The 17,853-nt window shown below is 62.6% G+C and carries 14 protein-coding genes; 6 read left to right on the forward strand and 8 right to left on the reverse strand.

What is annotated here, in order from left to right:
* Nucleotides 1-6 precede the first annotated feature (6 nt).
* The 3 genes from hpnH to DWV00_RS02945 all read left to right on the forward strand — a co-directional run bounded on the left by hpnH (nt 7) and on the right by DWV00_RS02945 (nt 3,449).
* Nucleotides 7-1,158, forward strand: a complete 1,152-nt coding sequence (gene hpnH, locus DWV00_RS02935) for an adenosyl-hopene transferase HpnH (RefSeq protein WP_115531997.1) — start codon at nt 7-9, stop codon at nt 1,156-1,158.
* Nucleotides 1,159-1,374: 216 nt separating this feature from the next.
* A complete protein-coding gene (locus tag DWV00_RS02940) occupies nt 1,375-2,808 on the forward strand; it encodes a cache domain-containing protein (RefSeq protein WP_115531998.1) in 1,434 nt (477 codons plus the stop codon).
* Complete coding sequence (locus tag DWV00_RS02945; protein ID WP_115531999.1) at nt 2,805-3,449, forward strand: response regulator; 645 nt, start codon at nt 2,805-2,807, stop codon at nt 3,447-3,449. The genes DWV00_RS02940 and DWV00_RS02945 overlap by 4 nt, the downstream gene beginning before the upstream one ends.
* Nucleotides 3,450-3,572: 123 nt before the next feature.
* On the opposite strand, the gene DWV00_RS02950 is transcribed toward DWV00_RS02945, so the two are convergent.
* Nucleotides 3,573-4,169, reverse strand: coding sequence for an MlaC/ttg2D family ABC transporter substrate-binding protein (locus DWV00_RS02950; RefSeq protein ID WP_115532000.1), 597 nt, complete (start codon nt 4,167-4,169; stop codon nt 3,573-3,575).
* A gap of 221 nt (nt 4,170-4,390) precedes the next feature.
* On the opposite strand from DWV00_RS02950, the gene hpnN reads away from it, so the two are divergent.
* The 3 genes from hpnN to DWV00_RS02965 are packed head-to-tail and all read left to right on the forward strand — an operon-like array spanning nt 4,391 to nt 8,757.
* Nucleotides 4,391-7,027: a hopanoid transporter HpnN gene (gene hpnN / locus DWV00_RS02955; RefSeq protein WP_115532001.1), complete on the forward strand. Its 2,637-nt coding sequence runs from the start codon at nt 4,391-4,393 to the stop codon at nt 7,025-7,027.
* Nucleotides 7,020-7,949 carry an MlaA family lipoprotein gene (locus DWV00_RS02960; RefSeq protein ID WP_115532002.1) on the forward strand — a complete coding sequence of 310 codons (930 nt, stop codon included), beginning with the start codon at nt 7,020-7,022 and terminating at the stop codon, nt 7,947-7,949. Before hpnN ends, DWV00_RS02960 begins: the two co-directional genes overlap by 8 nt.
* Nucleotides 7,950-7,965: 16 nt before the next feature.
* Entirely contained in the window at nt 7,966-8,757 is a 792-nt protein-coding gene (locus DWV00_RS02965; protein ID WP_115532003.1) for a sulfite exporter TauE/SafE family protein, read from the forward strand.
* 13 nt (nt 8,758-8,770) lie between these two features.
* On the opposite strand, the gene DWV00_RS02970 is transcribed toward DWV00_RS02965, so the two are convergent.
* The 7 genes from DWV00_RS02970 to DWV00_RS03000 form a co-directional block, all read right to left on the reverse strand.
* Entirely contained in the window at nt 8,771-9,052 is a 282-nt protein-coding gene (locus DWV00_RS02970; protein WP_115532004.1) for a PAAR domain-containing protein, read from the reverse strand.
* A 25-nt stretch (nt 9,053-9,077) separates the two neighbouring features.
* Nucleotides 9,078-9,935: a DUF4123 domain-containing protein gene (locus DWV00_RS02975; protein WP_115532005.1), complete on the reverse strand. Its 858-nt coding sequence runs from the start codon at nt 9,933-9,935 to the stop codon at nt 9,078-9,080.
* Nucleotides 9,936-9,956: 21 nt separating this feature from the next.
* Nucleotides 9,957-12,161: a T6SS phospholipase effector Tle1-like catalytic domain-containing protein gene (locus tag DWV00_RS02980; RefSeq protein ID WP_115532006.1), complete on the reverse strand. Its 2,205-nt coding sequence runs from the start codon at nt 12,159-12,161 to the stop codon at nt 9,957-9,959.
* A gap of 15 nt (nt 12,162-12,176) precedes the next feature.
* Nucleotides 12,177-12,815, reverse strand: a complete 639-nt coding sequence (locus tag DWV00_RS02985; RefSeq protein WP_115532007.1) for a DUF3304 domain-containing protein — start codon at nt 12,813-12,815, stop codon at nt 12,177-12,179.
* Between the two features lie 107 nt (nt 12,816-12,922).
* The gene (locus tag DWV00_RS02990; protein WP_115532250.1) at nt 12,923-15,403 is read right to left on the reverse strand and encodes a type VI secretion system Vgr family protein; all 2,481 of its coding nucleotides are present in this window, start codon (nt 15,401-15,403) and stop codon (nt 12,923-12,925) included.
* A gap of 324 nt (nt 15,404-15,727) precedes the next feature.
* Nucleotides 15,728-17,224, reverse strand: a complete 1,497-nt coding sequence (mctP, locus tag DWV00_RS02995; RefSeq protein WP_115532008.1) for a monocarboxylate uptake permease MctP — start codon at nt 17,222-17,224, stop codon at nt 15,728-15,730.
* The gene (locus DWV00_RS03000; RefSeq protein WP_115532009.1) at nt 17,221-17,418 is read right to left on the reverse strand and encodes a DUF3311 domain-containing protein; all 198 of its coding nucleotides are present in this window, start codon (nt 17,416-17,418) and stop codon (nt 17,221-17,223) included. The genes mctP and DWV00_RS03000 overlap by 4 nt, the downstream gene beginning before the upstream one ends.
* Nucleotides 17,419-17,853: the final 435 nt, after the last annotated feature.

A 17,853-nucleotide genomic window follows, 5' to 3' on the forward strand; every position in this document is an offset into this window, starting at 1 on the left:
GTTGCCTTGTCGATCCCTCTGTTGCAAAAAGTTCGCGTTGGTGCCTATATCACGCGTCAACATTTCACCGGTAACAAGCGCTATCCGCTCGCGCTGATGCTCGAGCCGCTCTTCCGCTGCAACTTGGCTTGCAACGGCTGCGGCAAGATCGATTACCCGGATCCCATCCTCAATCAGCGTCTGTCGGTCGAGGAATGTCTCGGCGCCGTCGACGAGTGCGGGGCGCCCGTCGTGTCGATCGCCGGCGGCGAACCGCTGCTGCACAAGGAAATGCCCACGATCGTCAAGGGCATCATCGCGCGCAAGAAGTTCGTCTATCTGTGCACGAACGCGCTGCTGATGGAAAAGAAGATGGACGACTACCAGCCGAGCCCGTACTTCGTCTGGTCCGTCCACCTCGACGGCGACCAAGCGATGCACGATCACTCGGTGTCGCAAGAAGGCGTCTACGAGAAGGCCGTTGCCGCGATTCGCGAAGCGAAGCGCCGCGGCTTCCGCGTCAACATCAACTGCACGCTGTTCAACGACGCCAAGCCCGAGCGCGTGGCGGCGTTCTTCGATACGCTCGGCCCGATGGGCGTCGACGGCATTACCGTCTCGCCCGGCTATGCCTACGAGCGCGCCCCCGATCAGCAGCACTTCCTCAATCGCGACAAGACGAAGCAGCTCTTCCGCGAAATCTTCAAGCGCGGCAACCGCGGCAAGAACTGGTCGTTCAGCCAATCGGCGATGTTCCTCGACTTCCTCGCCGGCAACCAGACTTACCACTGCACGCCCTGGGGCAACCCGGCGCGCACGGTGTTCGGCTGGCAGCGTCCGTGCTACCTCGTTGGCGAAGGCTACGCGAAGAGCTTCAAGGAACTGATGGAAGAGACCGACTGGGACGCGTATGGCACCGGCAACTACGAAAAGTGCGCCGACTGCATGGTCCATAGCGGCTTCGAAGCGACGGCCGTGATGGACACCGTCGCCCATCCGCTGAAAGCACTGGGCGTAAGCTTGCGCGGCCCGAAGATCGAAGGCGCGTTCTCGAAGGATATTCCGCTCGACAAGCAGCGTCCGGCCGAATACGTCTTCTCGCGCCACGTCGAGATCAAGCTCGAGGAAATCAAGCACTCGGCCAACTCGAAGAACGCGCGCGCGGCTGCGGCGCACTGAAAACCGAAGCGTAACCGGACGAATCGTTCGGACACCTTCATGAAAGCGGCGCGGTCCCCACCAAGGGGCCGCGCCGCTTTGCTTTAGTCGCTCATTTGCCGGTCATCGAGTTCGCGGCATCCCCGCCGGCATGGGGGTTCAGACTAAGCGGATCCCGCCGGTCCATGGAGTATTCTTACGCCTGCCATACGGCGTTTTGCATCCCTTCGGTCGACCATGAAAATCAAGACGAAGATCTTCTTGCTGGCGATCGTTCCATTTCTCCTGGCGATTGCAGGGATCGGCATCGGCGTACACCTGCAGGCAACGGCACTCGCCGAAGCGCAGCGAGAGACGGTCAAAGCCGCCTATCTGTCGAGCAAGCAGACCGAACTGAAGCATTACGTCGATCTCGCGCTCACCGCTATCGCGCCGCTATACGACGACGTTCACGGCAACGCTCAAGACAACGCGGCGCGCCAACAGCAAGCGCTCGCCGTCCTGCAACGCATGGATTTCGGCCCGGACGGCTATTTCTTCGTCTACGACTTGCAGGGCAATTCGCTGATGCATCCGCGCGAGCCCGATCTCGTCGGGCACAATTGGTGGTTGCTTAGGGATCCTAACGGTGCGCTCACGATTCAGCAGTTGATCGCCACGGCAAGAAAGGGCGGCGGCTATGTACGCTACGTCTGGCATCGGCCGTCGACGAACCGTTTGGAGGAGAAGCTAGGCTACGTCGTGCCGCTGCCGCGCTGGGGCTGGATGATCGGCACCGGCATCTATCTGGACGGCGTCAAGGAGACGCTCGCGGGCATCGATGCTCGCGCGTCGGCCAACATCGGGCGCACGACGATGTGGATCGGCATCATCGCGCTCATGGGCTTCGGCGTCATCACCGCGTGCGCCCTCTTCCTGAACGTATCCGAGCACCGCAGCGCCGATGCGAAGCTCAAACGCCTCGCGCAGCAGGTCGTCGAGTCGCAGGAGCACGAGCGCGCGCGGCTGTCGCGGGAATTGCACGACGGCATCAGCCAGATGATGGTATCGGTGAAGCTGCTGCTCGAATCGGCGCTCGCCCGCCTCGAACGGGCGGGCGCCCCACACGTGCGCGTCCCGACCGCCGAAGCCGCCCTCGGTACCGCGCTGACGCGCTTGTCGCACGCGCTGCGCGAAGTGCGGCGCATTTCACACGCGCTGCGCCCCTCGATGCTCGACGATCTGGGCTTGGCCGCGGCGCTCGAGCAATTGACGCGGGAGCTCGGCGAGGAAACCGGCATCGAGATGCGGGTCGAGGCGGATCATGAATCGCGTACGGCGGCGCTGCCGGCAACGGTCAACACGGCCTTGTTCAGGATCGCTCAAGAAGCGCTGACGAACATCGTACGGCACGCGCGCGCGTCGCATGCGACGCTGACATTCGCCGTGCGCGACAAGGCCGCCACGCTCACGATCGTCGACGACGGCCAGGGCTTCGACGTCGAGCGCACCCAGGCCGATTCGCGCCGCGGCATCGGTTTGCGCAATATGCGCGAGCGGCTCGATCCGCTCGCCGGTATGCTGACGATCGCTTCCCAGCCGGGGCAGACGGTCGTCACGGCCGCCGTCCCGCTGCCGCATCCCGTTTCGCCGCGCATCGCCGAACCGGCACACAACGATCGCCCTACATGACCGCACTCGACTCCCGCTCCACCTCCAACATCATCCTCGTCGACGACCACCCGCTCGTGCGCGACGGCCTGCGCCTGCGCCTCGAAGGCGTACCGGGCTTGACCGTGATCGGAGAAGCCGGCAACGCCGAGGAGGCGTTATCCCTGGCCGAGCGGCTTGCCCCCGATCTCGCGTTGATGGACGTGGGGATGAACGGAATGAACGGGATCGCGCTGGCGGGCATATTTCACGAACGCTTCCCGGCCGTGCGCGTCCTGATGCTGTCGATGCACGACAACATCGAATACGTGACGCAGGCCGTGCGGGCGGGCGCGAGCGGATATGTGCTGAAGGATTCCCCGGCCACCGAAATCGTCCATGCCATTTCGGCGGTGCTGGCTAACCGCACCTTTTTCAGCGCCGGGATTGCCGCGCGCATGATCCAGGCAAGCGCGCTGCAAACGCCGGTGGAACGCCTGACGCCGCGCGAGGGCGAGATTCTCGACGCATTGGCCGAGGGCCTGTCGAGCAAGCAGATCGCGGAGCGCTATGGGCTGTCGGTGCGAACGGTCGAAACGCACCGGCTCAACGTCAAACGCAAGCTTGAAATCGAAGGGCAGGCCGAGTTGATCAAGTTCGCCGTCGAACGGCGCCGGCGCTGACCGTCCGATCGGCGGCGGCCGCGGCCGTTACCCGGCCATTCCCTAGCGACCGGGAACGGCCCGAGGTGACGCCGCAGTTGCGCTTCGCACTGACTTCGCACTGACTTCGCGCTTACTTCGGGCTTACTCGGCCCGCGCGTTGTGCGCGGTGAGGAACTTGATGAGCCCGTCGACGCCGCCTTGACTCAACTGCGCCTTGAACTGATTCTGATAGACCTGGATGAGCCAGGCGCCCGACATGTCGATGTCGTAAATCTTCCATTCATTGCCGGTCTTGCCGAGACGATAGCCGACTTGCTGGCTGTCGCCGGGCGTCGTGACCGTGGACATGACGAGCGCGTCGTTGGCCGTCGCTTCCTCGGGCTTGAACGAGAAATGTGCATCTTGCGTGCCCAGCTGCGCCAGCGAGGCCGCGTAGGTGCGCGTCATCAGGACTTTAAATTGCTTCGTCAGCTCTTGCTGCTGCGCGGGCGTCGCTTGCTTCCACGCGTCGCCGACGGCGATCCTGGCCGTGCGCTCGAAGTTCGTGGCGGGCAGAAAGTGCGCCTGCACGACTTGCGAGATCTTCGCCAAGTCGCCGCCGCGCGCGCCGGGATCCTGCTTCATCGCATCGACGGTGCCGACGACGGCTTGCTTCACGACATCGACAGGCGCCGTTTGCGCCCAAGCGGCGGCGCTCACGAACGCCGCGGTAAAAAATGCGAACAAATGACGTTTCATGGAATCTCGAGCTCGATTGAAGGAGTGCCGGCGGCACCGCACGCGCGGACGCGACGGCCCGACGGGCGGTGCGGGCAGTATACCCATCCCGTTCGATTCTGGTTTCGACGCACACCCGGGGCGGGCGGTTCCGCGACGCTCTGCGCGGCGGCCACCGGAGCAGGGCCGTCCGCCGGTATACTTAGGCGTTTTGCCGCTTGCTCAGTCCTACCGCCCGATCCATGCTGACGTCCTTCATCGTCCGACTCGTTGACTGGTCCGTGCGCCGACCGATTTTGGTCGTCGTACTCGCCTTCGTGCTGGCCGCGGCGAGCGGCGTCTATACGGTGCGGCACTTCAAGATCAACACCGACGTCAGCAAGCTGATCGAAACGGACGCCCAATGGTCGGCACTCGGCGACGCCATGGACCGCGCGTTCCCGCAGCGCGACCAGACGATCCTCGCCGTCGTCGACGCGAGCGCGCCGGAGATGGCCGACGCGGCCGCCGATGCGCTCGCCGCCGGCTTGTCGAAACCGGCCTACCGCAGCCAGATCGGCGCCGTTTCGGAGCCGGGCGGCGGGTCGCTGTTCGAGCACGACGGGATGCTCTTCCTGTCCGTCGACAACGTCGGCAGCACGACGGCCCAGCTCGCGCAGGCGCGCCCGCTCGTCAATACGCTCGCGCACGATCCCAGCGTGACCGGCCTTTCGACCACCTTGTCGACGATGCTGGGCCTGCCGCTGCAATCGGGCCAAGTGAAGCTGCCGGCCATGGCGAACCTGCTCACGCGCGCGGCCGATACCGTGGACGCCGTACTGGCGGGCAAGAACGCCGCGTTCTCCTGGCGCGCGCTCGTCGATCCGGACGCGGCGCACCAGCCTGCCCGCGCGTTCGTCACCGTCACCCCCGTCGTCAACTACGGCGCCCTGCAAGCCGGCGCGCAGGCGTCGGACACGATACGCACGGTCGCCCGCGAACTCGACCTGCAAAAGCGCTACGGCGCCGTCGTGCACCTGACCGGGGCGCAGCCGCTTTCCGATGAGGAATTCGCCTCGGTCGAAGACGGCGCTCTCGTCAACGGCATCGGCACGATCATCGTCGTCCTGGCGATCCTTTGGCTGGCCCTGCGTTCGAAGCGGATGATCCTCGCCGTGCTCGTCACGCTGGCCGTCGGCTTGCCGATCACGGCCGCGCTCGGTCTGCTGATGGTCGGCTCGCTGAACATGATCTCGGTGGCGTTCATGGTGCTGTTCGTCGGGCTCGGCGCCGATTTCGCGATCCAATACGGCGTGAAATACCGGGAAGAGCGCAATCGGGACGAACGGCTCGATCATGCGCTCGTCGGCGCCGCTCATTCGATGGGGCTGCCGCTCACCCTCGCCGCCGCAGCGGTCGCCACGAGCTTCTTCTCGTTCCTGCCGACGGCATACCGCGGCGTATCGGAGCTCGGCCTGATCGCGGGCGTCGGCATGATCGTCGCCTACTTCAGCACGATGACGCTGCTGCCGGCCCTACTCAAGCTGATGGCGCCGCCGGGGGAAGCCTCGCGTCCCGGCTTCAAGCGCCTGGCGCCGATCGACGATTTCCTGCAAGACCATCGCAAGCCGATTCTGCTGGGCACGCTCGTCGTCGTCCTCGGCGCGACGCCGCTGCTGCTTCATCTGCGGTTCGACTTCAACCCGCTGCATCTGAAGGATCCGCACACCGAATCGATGGCGACGCTGATGTCGCTGAAGAACTCGCCCGAAGCCTCGATCAACGACGTGGCCGTGCTGGCCCCGTCGCTCGCGGCGGCCGATCTGACCGCGCGCCACCTCGGCGCGCTGCCCGAGGTCGGACGCGTCACGACGCTCACGACGTTCATCCCCCCCGATCAGCCGCAAAAGCTTTCGCTGATCGCGCAAGCGGCGCAGACGCTGCTGCCCGCCCTGACACAGCCGCCCGCGCCGCCGGCCACGGACGAGCAACGCGTCGCCGCATTGAAGCGCGCATCGAATCAGCTCACCTACGCCGCCCAGGATTACCCCGGGGCCGGCGCGAAGCAGGCGCAGCGGCTCTCGGCCTCGCTGGCCAAGCTCGCGGCGGCCGATAGCGCGACGCGCGACCGGGCCGAAGCCGCCTTCGCCACGCCGCTGCGGCTTTCCTTGCATCAGCTTTCGACGCTGCTGCAGCCGTTCCCGCTCTCGCGCGCGACGCTGCCGCCGGAGCTCGTGCGCGACTGGGTGGCGCCCGACGGCCGAGCCCTGGTGCAAATCTCGCCGCGCGTGCCGCCCAGCGTCGATTCGGACGACGATGCCATGCTGCGCCGCTTCGCCCATGCCGTGAAGCAAGCGGAGCCCAACGCGATCGGCGGCCCGATCTCGATCCTGCATTCGGCCGATACGATCATCGAGGCGTTCTTGCAGGCCGCCGCGTGGGCCGTGCTCTCGATCACGCTGCTGCTGTGGATCACGCTGGGCCGCTTCGGCGACGTGCTGCGCACGATGATCCCGCTGCTCGTCTCGGCGCTGGTGACGCTCGAGCTTTGCGTTGTCTTCGACATGCCGCTGAACTTTGCGAACATCATTGCGTTGCCGCTGATGCTCGGGGTGGGCGTGGCGTTCAAAGTCTATTTCGTGATGGCGTGGCGTGCGGGTCAAACGAGCTTGCTCTCGTCGAGCCTCACACATGCGGTATTGTTCAGTGCGGCCACGACGGCCACCGCGTTCGGCAGCCTCTGGCTGTCGCACCATCCCGGCACGGCGAGCATGGGACGGCTGCTTGCCCTGGCGCTGTCTTGCACGCTCGTCGGCGCCGTCGTGTTCCAGCCCGTGCTGATGGGTAAACCGCGCTCCGCGCGCGCCCAAAAGAAAGAATTAGAAGGAATCGATGGATAACCTACGAACCTTGGCCGCGACGCTTGCCGTCGCGGGGCTTCTAGCAGGCTGCGCGAGTCCGAGCACACGCACGCCCGGCGACCCGTTCGAGCCGATGAACCGCGTCGTCTTCAAGGTCAACGACACGATCGATCATACGATTGCCGTGCCGATCGCGAAGGGCTACCAGGCGATCACGCCGCACCCGCTGCGCACGGCGATCAGCAACTTCTTCTCCAACTTGGGCGACCTGAACAACATCGCGAACGAGTTGCTGCAGTTGAAAATCACCGATGCGACCGAAGATTTGATCCGCTTTGCGATGAACACGACGTTCGGCATCGGCGGGCTCATCGATTTCGCAACGCCGGCGCGCTTGCCGAAGCACCATCAGGACTTCGGGCTCACGCTGGGACATTGGGGCGTCCCGTCCGGCCCGTATATCGTGCTGCCGATCTTCGGGCCGAGTTCGTTCCGCGACGGCGTGGGGTTCGCCGTCGATACGCGCTTCAGCCCGCTGATCTACGCGCCTGTCGACGCGCAGAAGCCGCTCTACGGCTTGCAGTTCGTCAGTGCGCGCTCCGACATGCTCGGCGCGACCAACATTCTCGAACAAGCTGCGCTCGACAAGTATTCGTTCGTGCGCGACGCCTATACGCAGCAACGGCGCGCCGCGCTCGGCGCAGAATCCTCCAAACCACCCGCGCTGCCTAACTATGGCGACGAGGACGAAAGCGCTGCTCCCGCCGCACCCGGCGGGGCGAGCGCAGCAGTGCCGGCGGCCGCATCGGGCGCATCGGCCGTAGCCGCGCCGTCGGCGGCATCAGCACCTGCTGCATCGGAGCCGGCTGTGTCTCAGCCCGCCTCCGCGCCGGCTGTGCCGTCGGCAGCATCGACACCCACCACCGCCACGCCCGTTCCAAAGGGTACCAGCGGCAAATAATAGGCAGACCAGACCAATGCTTCACGCTGCATCTCAGGGCATGCTCGCGCCGACGCTGCATGCGCTCCACCCTTATGCCCTCGCCGGCCTCGTTGCGGTACTGATCATCGGCGGTATGGTCAAAGGCATCGTCAGCATCGGCGTACCGCTTGTCGCGATGCCGATCCTGATTCAGATGATGCCCGTGAAGCAAGCGGTGCTGCTCCTGTCGATGCCTGTGATTCTCGGCAATATTCCGCAGGCGCTGGAAGGCGGCGAAACCTTGGCCACGGCGCGCCGCATCGCCGCGCCGCTGATCGGCACGGTGCTCGGCAACATCGCCGGCGTATCGATCCTGATCTCGCTCGAGCCGCACCATGCGCAGGTCGTTGCGGGCGGATTGCTCGTGTTTGCCGCGCTGCTGCTGCTCGCCTCGCCGCGTTTCTCACTCCAGCCCAAGTGGGTGAGGCCGGTCGGTTTCGTGCTCGGCTTCGGCGCGGCCCTCATGGAGAGCATCGCGTCGATTCCAGGCCCGCTGCTCGCGATCTATCTGATCGCCACGGGGGCGCGCGGAAAAGCGTTCACCAAGCAGATGGCGATCATTCTCGTCGTCTCGATCGTCACGCTGCTGGTCGCTTTCAAGAGCGGCGCGCATGCGTCGGGCACGGACTTGCTGATTTCCGCCGCCGCCAGTGTCCCTGTCATTGCCGGCATTCAGATCGCTAAACCGCTTCGCGACAAGCTGCCGCCAAACGCCTTTCGCATCATCGTCTTGCTGTTCGTGCTCGGCGCCGCGCTTCAGATGATTCGCAAGGCGTTGGGTTGGTGATGTAGGTAGCGGGCTAGCCTCCCGCATCGGCCGTGACACTACCGATGAGCGTGCAGCCGCACTCGGTTCGATGACCCTGCATCGCCACGCGCCGGTTGCCGATGGTGAGCGTCACGTGGGCCTCGACGATTCGGTTGATGCCGTGCGGGCGGCCATCGGGATAGGTTTCGGGGCAGTCGACTAGGTCGTCCAGCCGGGCGATCTGCCGGCCGGCGATCGTGTGCGTCTCCGAACCGGTGATGACCCGGCCACCGTGCGAGGTCGTATCGCCGACTACGATGATTTTCCGTGGCATGTCGTGTTTCCTTGCCGGTGCCTGGCTATGGGTACGCGCGCAACAACGCTTCGTTCCTACGCTTCAGGTCATTCCATACCGATCTGGGTATCCGGTCCATCGTCGCGTCGAACGACGCGCTTGTTTCGCGACGAGAGGTTAGGGCGTCCCGGACTTGCCGGTGCTGATCGAAATTTGCCCCGAAGCGATACGAATAGTCGCAGTAGGTCAGCCGGTCTCTCGGTTCGACGAATCCCCAATCCAATGCCCGAATGTATCGGGGTTCGAAGTCGAGAAAGCGGCGCCTGTATGGGAGCGTTTGATCGATGTGTCCGAAGTCGACCAGCGATGCCATCAGCACATCGGGCTCCGAATGCGCCGTCAGCTTATCGATGTCCTGCTGATCGAGGTCGATCGCAACGGAGCGGAAAATGCAGCCCGCGTTCGGCGGATCACTTTCGACCGTCTGCCACTGTTCGTGACGCCCGCGATATTTGAGCCGCACGATCGGCGACAAGAACATGTCACGGATCTGTTCGCTCCACATTTCGAGCACCGCTCCCGTGTTCCGCGGATCGAAGAAGCGGATCATCACGGTCATCCCCTCGCCGATTCCGGCAAACAGAAATGCGCTCAAATGGATTGCCAACTCCTGAAGGCTGACACGACTCCAGAAGAGCGTGAGGCACGGAGAATGAAGGTCGATCTCGTTCAATTCGCCGAGCCACGTTGCGTCGGGGTCGTCGATGCGGGCGAGAAAAAGCGAGGCGGGTCCGAGCTGTGCTTCGGGCAGCGCCTTGTATAGCGAAACGAACTGAGCGCCGGATTGCTCCAGTAGGGGCGCGAGCCTGGCCGGGCTCGCGGCGCCGTCGATCAAGCTGAATAGGTCGGGATCGTGCTGCATAGGGTTCTCTCTCCGCGCTCTTTACGCCCACGCCGCCTTCTGAGTGTTGCCGGCCGCGAGCAGTTCGGATTCCGAAGTAAGTCCGAGATAGACGATTCGCTTTGTGCCGCCCTCGAACAGCACTCGTGGCCAGCCATAGCCGCCCGGTGCGTATTCGTGGAACCAAGGAACGCGGAACCAGATGCGGCTGTCGTGAACGTAGTCGTCGAGTAGCGTGACGATCGGCTTTTGAAGTCGGCCGGCGGCGTCTAGCGAAGCATGCTTCTTCAGAAAGCCCATAACGCCGGGTGCGGGTGCCGCCAAGAGATCGTCCGTTGGGCTGAACTGGCTGAAAATCGTGCTCCATGTCGATGCAAGCAAGATTCCGCTCTCGGCGAGCGTGACCTTCGGCGTGTCGCTGTCAGGCTGTTCGTGCGGGACCGACAGGGTGGGAGTGGTCGTCGGAGCAGTTGGGTGTGCACCGCGCTGCGCGTGGTTCACTCGCACGGTGGCGGCGACCTTCCATTTCTTCTCGCGTTCGTCAGGATGCAAAAAGCCCAGCAGCAAGCGCATCTCTTCCGCGCCCTGGCGCAGATCGTTCTGCTCGTTGGTCGTGACGTCCCATACGCCCTCGCCAGGGCGCGCCGGTGCGGCGTCCGTGGCGTCTGGATGGCCAGCCACGCCGCACAGCGCCTCCGTGCGTCGATCGATCTCCCGCTTCGCTGCCTCAATCTGCGCGTCGAGTTCCATGATCCTCGGCATGTTGGCCGGATACTCCCGGTCCCGCGTTGCCTGCAATCTCTGCCCCAGCAGTCGCGCCTGCTTTGCGTTCAGTGCCTTGAATTGCGGATCGGCATCCTTCGCTTTCTCGAGATTCACGGCCACTTTGTAAGGGGTCATGCGGTCTTCGTGAGCCTGGCGGAAGAACCCCTGATGGGTGACGTAGTCTGGCGTGTCCGGCTGCGCGCGCAATGCACGCCATGCCAGCATTTCCTCCATGCCGTGACGGATCGCATCTTCCATGCGGCCGATCGGGCCCGCGGACTTTAGCCATCCGTTGAAGGCGGCGATTGTTTGGGGGAGCAGGGCGAAATCTGCCCTCATTTGCGGGCTGTCGAGAATCGCGTCACCCTTCGTCAGCGGAACGCCGTACTTGAGCGCGTGAATGTACATGTCGTGCAGGGGGATCTGGCTGAGCTTGCCGCCGTCTCGCCGATCGGGCGCTCGCCCTTTACCCTGCTCGTTCGGTGCATAGCCGCCACCGACATCGGAATGAACCCCAGGGTAGGCGATTTCATGACGAATGCCTCCAGGATAGCTACCGCCCACCTCGCGGATCGAATCGACCGGGAAACTCATGCGCTGCTCATGGATCGAGAACGCGTGAACACAATAGCGGACCGAATCGGGAATGCGCATGGCACCGTCGTTTGCAAATGCGAAGTGCCCATCGAACGTGCCGATGTTGACGGTCGCACGGGTTGAATCAGGTGGCCCCACGGACGCGACCGTATCGAACAGTCCCATGAAGTTCACTTGGTATTGCAGCGCGTACCTGCCTTCAAATTTTTTCGCGAGATTTCCTCCCGGTGCCCACTCGTTCACCAGTTTGTGGACGAACGCACGCGCGCATGCCGCCCCACGGGAAAAGCCGATCGCGTTGATCCAAATCTTCCGGATGGTGCGGGGCGGGTGTTCGTTCTCGACGGCTAGCTTGTGGGTCACGCCTAGTGTCTGGATCGGCTCGTCGAACCCGCTCATGTCGCCGTTCGCTCCGGCGTTGCAGAGCGCTTTCGCTTTGTCCCGGGATATCAGAGGCAGGGCGTTGTCCGGCGCAATCGCGTAGTAGACAGCATTCAGTACACGGATATATCCCAGTACGCAGCGCTGGTTAAAGCCCTTCGCCATCGCCTTGCCCATCCGCAGATAGGTTTCTTCGCCTATCTCGGGCAAGGGTGTACCGACACCGGGGATGTAGAACGCAAATATGCTTTCATCGTTCTTATCCAGTGCCACATTGAAAAGCCGCGCAACGTTGGTATGAGTGCGCTTGTTCGAGTCGCGCAGCGGATTGTCCGGAGCGTCGTTGTTATTCGTGCCATCAAAGAACAAGCTGATCTGCAGCGTCTGCCGGCATGACCGGGTCTCGTCATGCATCCGCAGGACGCCTAGGCTGAACGCGTCTTCGCTTTCCGATAATTGCAACCGACCGCCATCAGGTATCGCTTCAGGCCATTGAATCGCCACCGCATTTCTCCGTTATCAGTCGTGGGCCGGCGGAGAAAGCCGGTTCCACTCTTCGTCGAGTACTCCCTGCGCGATGTATGGGTCGTTATCGGCTGGCCGAATGTTCGGGTTGTTGCCCCCATTGTGATTGCCGTCGGTCAGCATGACGCGAATCCTATCGCCCGGCAGGAAGATGCCCCACGCGTCGCCGGTGTTCCCGCTGCTATATGGTGCAATCCGCACGTTCTCGGCCTTGTACCAATAACCCCATTTCTTCCCGTCGGGCCTCTTCTTTTCCACCAGCCAGCGCACTGTCAGTTTCAGGTCCGGCTGCCATTCGGCCGGAAGACTGGTGCAACAAACCGCTTTACCACCGCCGGAAGGTCTGCCATCAGCCCTGATAGGCATCACATTCGGGCCTCCACCGCCGATGCGGCTTCCTGCGGGACCTGTTATCGCAAAGGTATGGATGTACCACTGCGTGTAATTCAATGCCCTGGTATCTCCCGACAGCAGTTCGACATGGCGAGGGATCTCGATCGACATCACCGCTGTCGACTGCCCCACCGTGCACGCGGCCAGAGACACGCAGAGCATCGGTATCGCAACGGCCATTGCGATACGCCATCGCGCACCGATGCGTTTTCGGATCGAGCCACCTGTTCTATCCCACATCGCGTCACTCCATTGAATCGTCACTGCGTGTCTGCGTTGCATGAGGCGTTCACGTCACGGACACCGACACTCCGTCCGCGTGCTCGAGCGATCCATCGAATCCCGAATTAGCGAGGCACGAGCGCGGCCCCACTCCGTGCAGCCTTCAGCATGCATTCGACGCAAACGCCTTTCGGCGCAAGGCCAACCGGCGAATCCTGCGGCCCCGGCAATGAGTGTGTCGATGCAAACGCAACAAATTTCCCAGGCGTGAAGATTTGCGCGCCACTGTCGTCGAGCACGAGTCGGCTTTTGCCGCCGTGCAGTTCCAGGCGTTCAACACCGGTTATCTGGACGACCTTCGTCAGCAGTTGAATCGACTTGGCGGACTCCAGCTTGATAGAACTCGTTATCGCATGAAGAATGATGTCGCCCATGGCGGCCGAGATCCTGATGGCCGCGCGTTGTGCAAACAAGCTGATTTTGTCGACCACACTCGCATACAGCGACGCGCCGGCCGCAACCGACACGTTCTGTCCCGCTGTGAGTGCAACATGATCACCCCCATTGACATGAACAGTCGCCGACGTCGTCGCTTGCAGCCCGCTCGCACCGGCGAACAGCAGATGCGGTTCGCTCAGTTCAGGAAACGAATCGTCGCCGCGGCTACCCGTGCTGCCCTTGATACCTTCGATCTGGGTATGCAACGCATCGGCTACGTTGCTCTGGTCACCTCCGTCGTCCTGCGCTCCGCTCCGTTGCGCCAGCGTGCTCATTTGGTCGTGCAGCGCGTGCGCACTTGCGAGACGTGATATCGGCTCACTCACATCCGAGATGTGCGACTTCGCCTCTTGCCTCGCCTCGGTACTGACCAACATGCCCTTGCCCGAGCGAATCGCACCCACGGCATCGGTGCGCAGCTCGAACCCCTCGCCGCGCGCATCCTGCCTGCCATGCCAGCCCTCGATGCGGGTGATGCTTCCCAGCGACAACTGACTCGCAGCATGATCACTGCGTAGTTGGGCCTGGATCGCATTCGCCGTGTCATCCAAAACCAAGTGATTGCTGCGGCCGCCTAGCTGATTACCCTCTTCGCCCACCAACTCGGGGCTGCGAATGCCCATCAACGCACGTTGGTGCGGCAACCGCCAAGCCGATAGCTTCACCGCGTTCTGCACGCGACCCGTCACGATGGGATGATCAGGATTCCCATCCAGCCACATGACGATGACCTCGGAGCCGATTCGCGGCAGCGCACTCATGCCCTGGCCTCCCCCCGCCCAACCGCTCGACACACGAACCCACGTCGTATATTTGCCCTCGCGGTCCCAGTGAAATTGCACCAGGCAGCGGCCGTACTCATCGGTGTAAAGGCTCTCGCGCTCGGGCCCAACGACGGTCGCCGTCTGTGGCGCCAGGATGCGCGTGGCGACACTGTTGTACCCACGTATCGGCCGCCAGCGCGTGCGCTTGCTCACGCACATAAATCGATTGCTGTACGTCGCCTTCGCGCCCACTCCCTGGAGATAGTTATTCGTCGCGACGTGATGCGCGAACGTAATCAGGTACTGGTCATCGTAGTGGCTAGGGCTAAGCTGAAACCCAACCTGATCCGTCAGTTGAAACCACCGTCCCGGCATCACGAAGCGATTGTTGCCGCTCGCCTCGTACTGCCGCGCGATCGCCTCGATCGCTTCGATGCGTCGGCTGGTTTGCCACTGCCCGTCGTCCATGTTGCGATGCCCGTATGCGCCCGCGTACTCGTACCACTCCAGCTGCTGCCCGCCACTGCTAGCCCAAGCATCGGTACGCGCGTCGGCCAGGCCGCCGGTACGCGCGTTTAGATCGCTGTGCTTGAAGTCGGTGCGAGACTCCAAAATGTGCGTGGACGTGATTTGCTCGATAGGCGACCACGATGCAACGCTGTCCGCTTCCCGTGAGCCTGCCTCGCTGCGGTAACGAATCTTGGGGCTGTCGCCGTCGATTGCCGGCTCGGTGCGTATCGGATCGGACACGATCAGCTTGTGCTCGGTTGCCGTGTGCTCGTACCAATAGCACAAGCCCAAATGCTCCCAGCGGCGGTGGACGTAGTTGTGGTCGTGCTCGTCGAACTGGCACGCCATCGACATCGAAGGGTCTTTCTCGTAGACCTTCCATTCCCATACCGGCAGCGTCCCGTAGTCTTGGAAGATAGTGGCGGTTTGGCCACGGATAGCCTGGTTCAAGAACAGCCTATTGTTTTTGCGTAGCGTCAGGTACCTCATCCATGGGCCGACGTCCGCTTCGTAACACGTTATGCCGCCATCTGCGCGCACGAGCCGGAACGAGAAGATGTAGCCGTTGAAATGCCGGAAGCTTTCGTCGTTGCGCAGCAACCGCACCGAAATCAGCTTGCCGATGAAATCGTTAGGATCGAGCTTCGCGTTATCGGACAGCATCTCGATAACGAATCGGAAATCGCGCGACAAGGATTCCTCACCTTCAAGGCGGTTCACCACCAGGATGTCGCACGGCGCATCGTCCTGCGGGAACGACAGCGTCAATAGCCGATTGTTCTGCATTCCTGCAGCGAGCTTCCGGATATCTTGGGCAGACAGGTGGGTATTCATTGGCACGCCCGACGAATAAGCCAGCATTCAGATTCGGGCGATTCTACAGAGCGGCCTCTTCGCGGTGAGATAGATTAAATCGCTTTCGGAATTATCTGATGTTCACAGGCAAATGTTTCCAATCCATTTAGCATTTTCAGCAACTATTTCCAATGAAGATCCGCCGTTAGGACTGAGAAACCGCTTGCTACAGTGTGCGCCTCGCTAGCGGGCGTCATCGAGAAGAAGCCGAAGAGCGCGCGCAACATGGCAATGAAGAAAGTCGCGCTAGAACGCAGAAGCCCCGCTTACGCGGGGCTTCTGGTACATCGGGACCGGATCCTCTTACCTAACCGCCACGTCCACCTGCCCGACGCGACTCTTCGCCGTCACAGCCGAAACGACCACCGTCACGACGATATTGACGACCAGCGCGATCAAGCCGATATACGTGGGATACGTCGCCCCCGCGAAATGCAGCGCGTAGACGGGCTTCAATCCCTGCTCGGCGGCCAGCACCGTGCCCAGCGAGATTCCCGCCAGCCAGCCGAGGAACAGCCCCGACGAGGTCAAGCGGCGCGTATAGAGCGAGAACACGACAGCCGGGAAGATCTGCAAGATCCAAACACCGCCCAGCAGCTGCATATCGATCGCGTAATGCGTCGGCAGCACGACAATAAACAGCAGCGCACCGAACTTCACGACGAGCGACACGAGCTTCGCGTTCGACGCTTCCTTCTCCGGCGTTGCATTCGGCGCGATCAGCGGCTTATAGAGATTGCGCGTGAACAGATTCGCCGCGCCGATCGACATGATCGCCGCCGGCACCAACGCGCTGATCGCGATTGCCGCGGCCGCGAAGCCGACGAACCACGACGGGAACAGCGTCAGAAACAGCGCCGGCACGACATCGGATGCCGATTTCACGTGCACGCCGGCAGCGATCGCCATGTAGCCGAGCAGCGCGATCAGACCGAGCAGCACGGTATAGGCCGGCAGGAAGATCGCGTTCTTCTTGACCGTCGCGGCCGAACTCGACGAGAGCACGCCCGTCATCGTGTGCGGATACATGAACGCGGCCAGCGCGGAACCCAGTGCGAGCGTCGCATAAGCCGTGAATTGCGACGGCTTCAGCAAAATGCCCGTGGCACCGCCCTTCGCCGCAAAGTACTTGTCCGCGGTATCGAACAGTGCACCGTAGCCGCCGAGCTTGGTCGGAATCCAGCAGACCGCGGCGATCACCACGATGTAGATCATGATGTCCTTCACGAACGCGATCATCGCCGGCGCGCGCAGGCCGCTTGCATAGGTGTAGAGCGCAAGAATCACGAAGGCGATGATCAGCGGCAGTTCGCCGCCGATACCGAGGCTCTTGATCACCACCTGCATGCCGACGAGCTGCAGCGCGATATAAGGCATCGTCGCGACGATACCCGTCACGGCAATCGCCGCCGGCAGCCACTTGCCGCCGAACACACCCTGCACGTAATCGGCCGCGGTGATGTGGTCGCCGCGCTTGCACGCCTCCCACAACTTGGGCATCACCGCGAACACGAACGGATAGACGATGATCGTGTAAGGCAGTGCAAAGAAGCCGTACGCGCCCACGGAGTAAACGAGCGCGGGCACGGCGATGACGGTGTAGGCGGTATAGAAATCCCCGCCCACCAAGAACCAAGAAATGACGGTGCCGAATTGGCGTCCGCCGAGTCCCCATTCATGCAGTTGCGAGAGGTCGCCGCGTTTCCAGCGTGCCGCGACGAAACCCATCACCGTAATGAGTGCGAAGAACGCGATGAAGATCGTCAGAGCGGTCGTATTGATCGAAGTGGGTTCGGTCATTTGGCGCTCCGGTAGACGGCGTACATCAACAGCGAGGTAATCGGCACCCAGAGGAACTGGTACCAGTAGAAGAACGGGAAGCCGAGTAGCGAAGGCCGGCCGCCGCTATAGAACGGCAGCCATAGCAAGGCGAAATACGGCAACAGCAAAATCAGCGGCAGCCACGAACGGCGTGGCGGATGGGAGGTCTCCATGATGCTCCTTAGGGGCTGACGATAAGGCGACCGGCATCTTGCAGGGGCAGCCGCTCGCACTCTGTCTTTATTGAACTATCGTGGGGTGAATCGGGCCGAACGCGTTGTTTGCTTGGAGGCGCAGGGCTGAGCCTCATGCAAATCGAATCGCGTTTGACGGCCGTAGTATTTCCGCGCCATATGTTGGCCGCAAGCGCACAACTACTTAGGGGTGCTACGTAAAACTACGTAGGGCTAGCCGCCGCGGCGTTTCGTGGCTCGCCGCCGGGTGTTCTTATCTTGGCAACGGCCTTGTCAAGTCACGCGATCAACACCTTGGCAATCACACAACACCAATAACTCGGACGAAGATCAGATCCGCTAGAATCGCCTCCGCCGTCAAATCTGCACCACACAATAAACGACGCCAATCGAGCACATTCCAACTCCGGGGTA

It is taken from the genome of Trinickia dinghuensis (genome assembly GCF_003367175.1).
GTDB lineage: Bacteria > Pseudomonadota > Gammaproteobacteria > Burkholderiales > Burkholderiaceae > Trinickia > Trinickia dinghuensis.

Bases quoted from the DNA above. Each gene is read 5' to 3' on its own strand.
- DWV00_RS02940 (WP_115531998.1), top strand. From the start codon at position 1,375: ATGAAAATCAAGACGAAGATCTTCTTGCTGGCGATCGTTCCATTTCTC.
- DWV00_RS02945 (WP_115531999.1), top strand. From the start codon at position 2,805: ATGACCGCACTCGACTCCCGCTCCACCTCCAACATCATCCTCGTCGAC.
- DWV00_RS02950 (WP_115532000.1), bottom strand. From the start codon at position 4,169: ATGAAACGTCATTTGTTCGCATTTTTTACCGCGGCGTTCGTGAGCGCC.
- hpnN (WP_115532001.1), top strand. From the start codon at position 4,391: ATGCTGACGTCCTTCATCGTCCGACTCGTTGACTGGTCCGTGCGCCGA.
- DWV00_RS02960 (WP_115532002.1), top strand. From the start codon at position 7,020: ATGGATAACCTACGAACCTTGGCCGCGACGCTTGCCGTCGCGGGGCTT.
- DWV00_RS02965 (WP_115532003.1), top strand. From the start codon at position 7,966: ATGCTTCACGCTGCATCTCAGGGCATGCTCGCGCCGACGCTGCATGCG.
- DWV00_RS02970 (WP_115532004.1), bottom strand. From the start codon at position 9,052: ATGCCACGGAAAATCATCGTAGTCGGCGATACGACCTCGCACGGTGGC.
- DWV00_RS02975 (WP_115532005.1), bottom strand. From the start codon at position 9,935: ATGCAGCACGATCCCGACCTATTCAGCTTGATCGACGGCGCCGCGAGC.
- DWV00_RS02985 (WP_115532007.1), bottom strand. From the start codon at position 12,815: ATGTGGGATAGAACAGGTGGCTCGATCCGAAAACGCATCGGTGCGCGA.
- DWV00_RS02990 (WP_115532250.1), bottom strand. From the start codon at position 15,403: ATGAATACCCACCTGTCTGCCCAAGATATCCGGAAGCTCGCTGCAGGA.
- mctP (WP_115532008.1), bottom strand. From the start codon at position 17,224: ATGACCGAACCCACTTCGATCAATACGACCGCTCTGACGATCTTCATC.
- DWV00_RS03000 (WP_115532009.1), bottom strand. From the start codon at position 17,418: ATGGAGACCTCCCATCCGCCACGCCGTTCGTGGCTGCCGCTGATTTTG.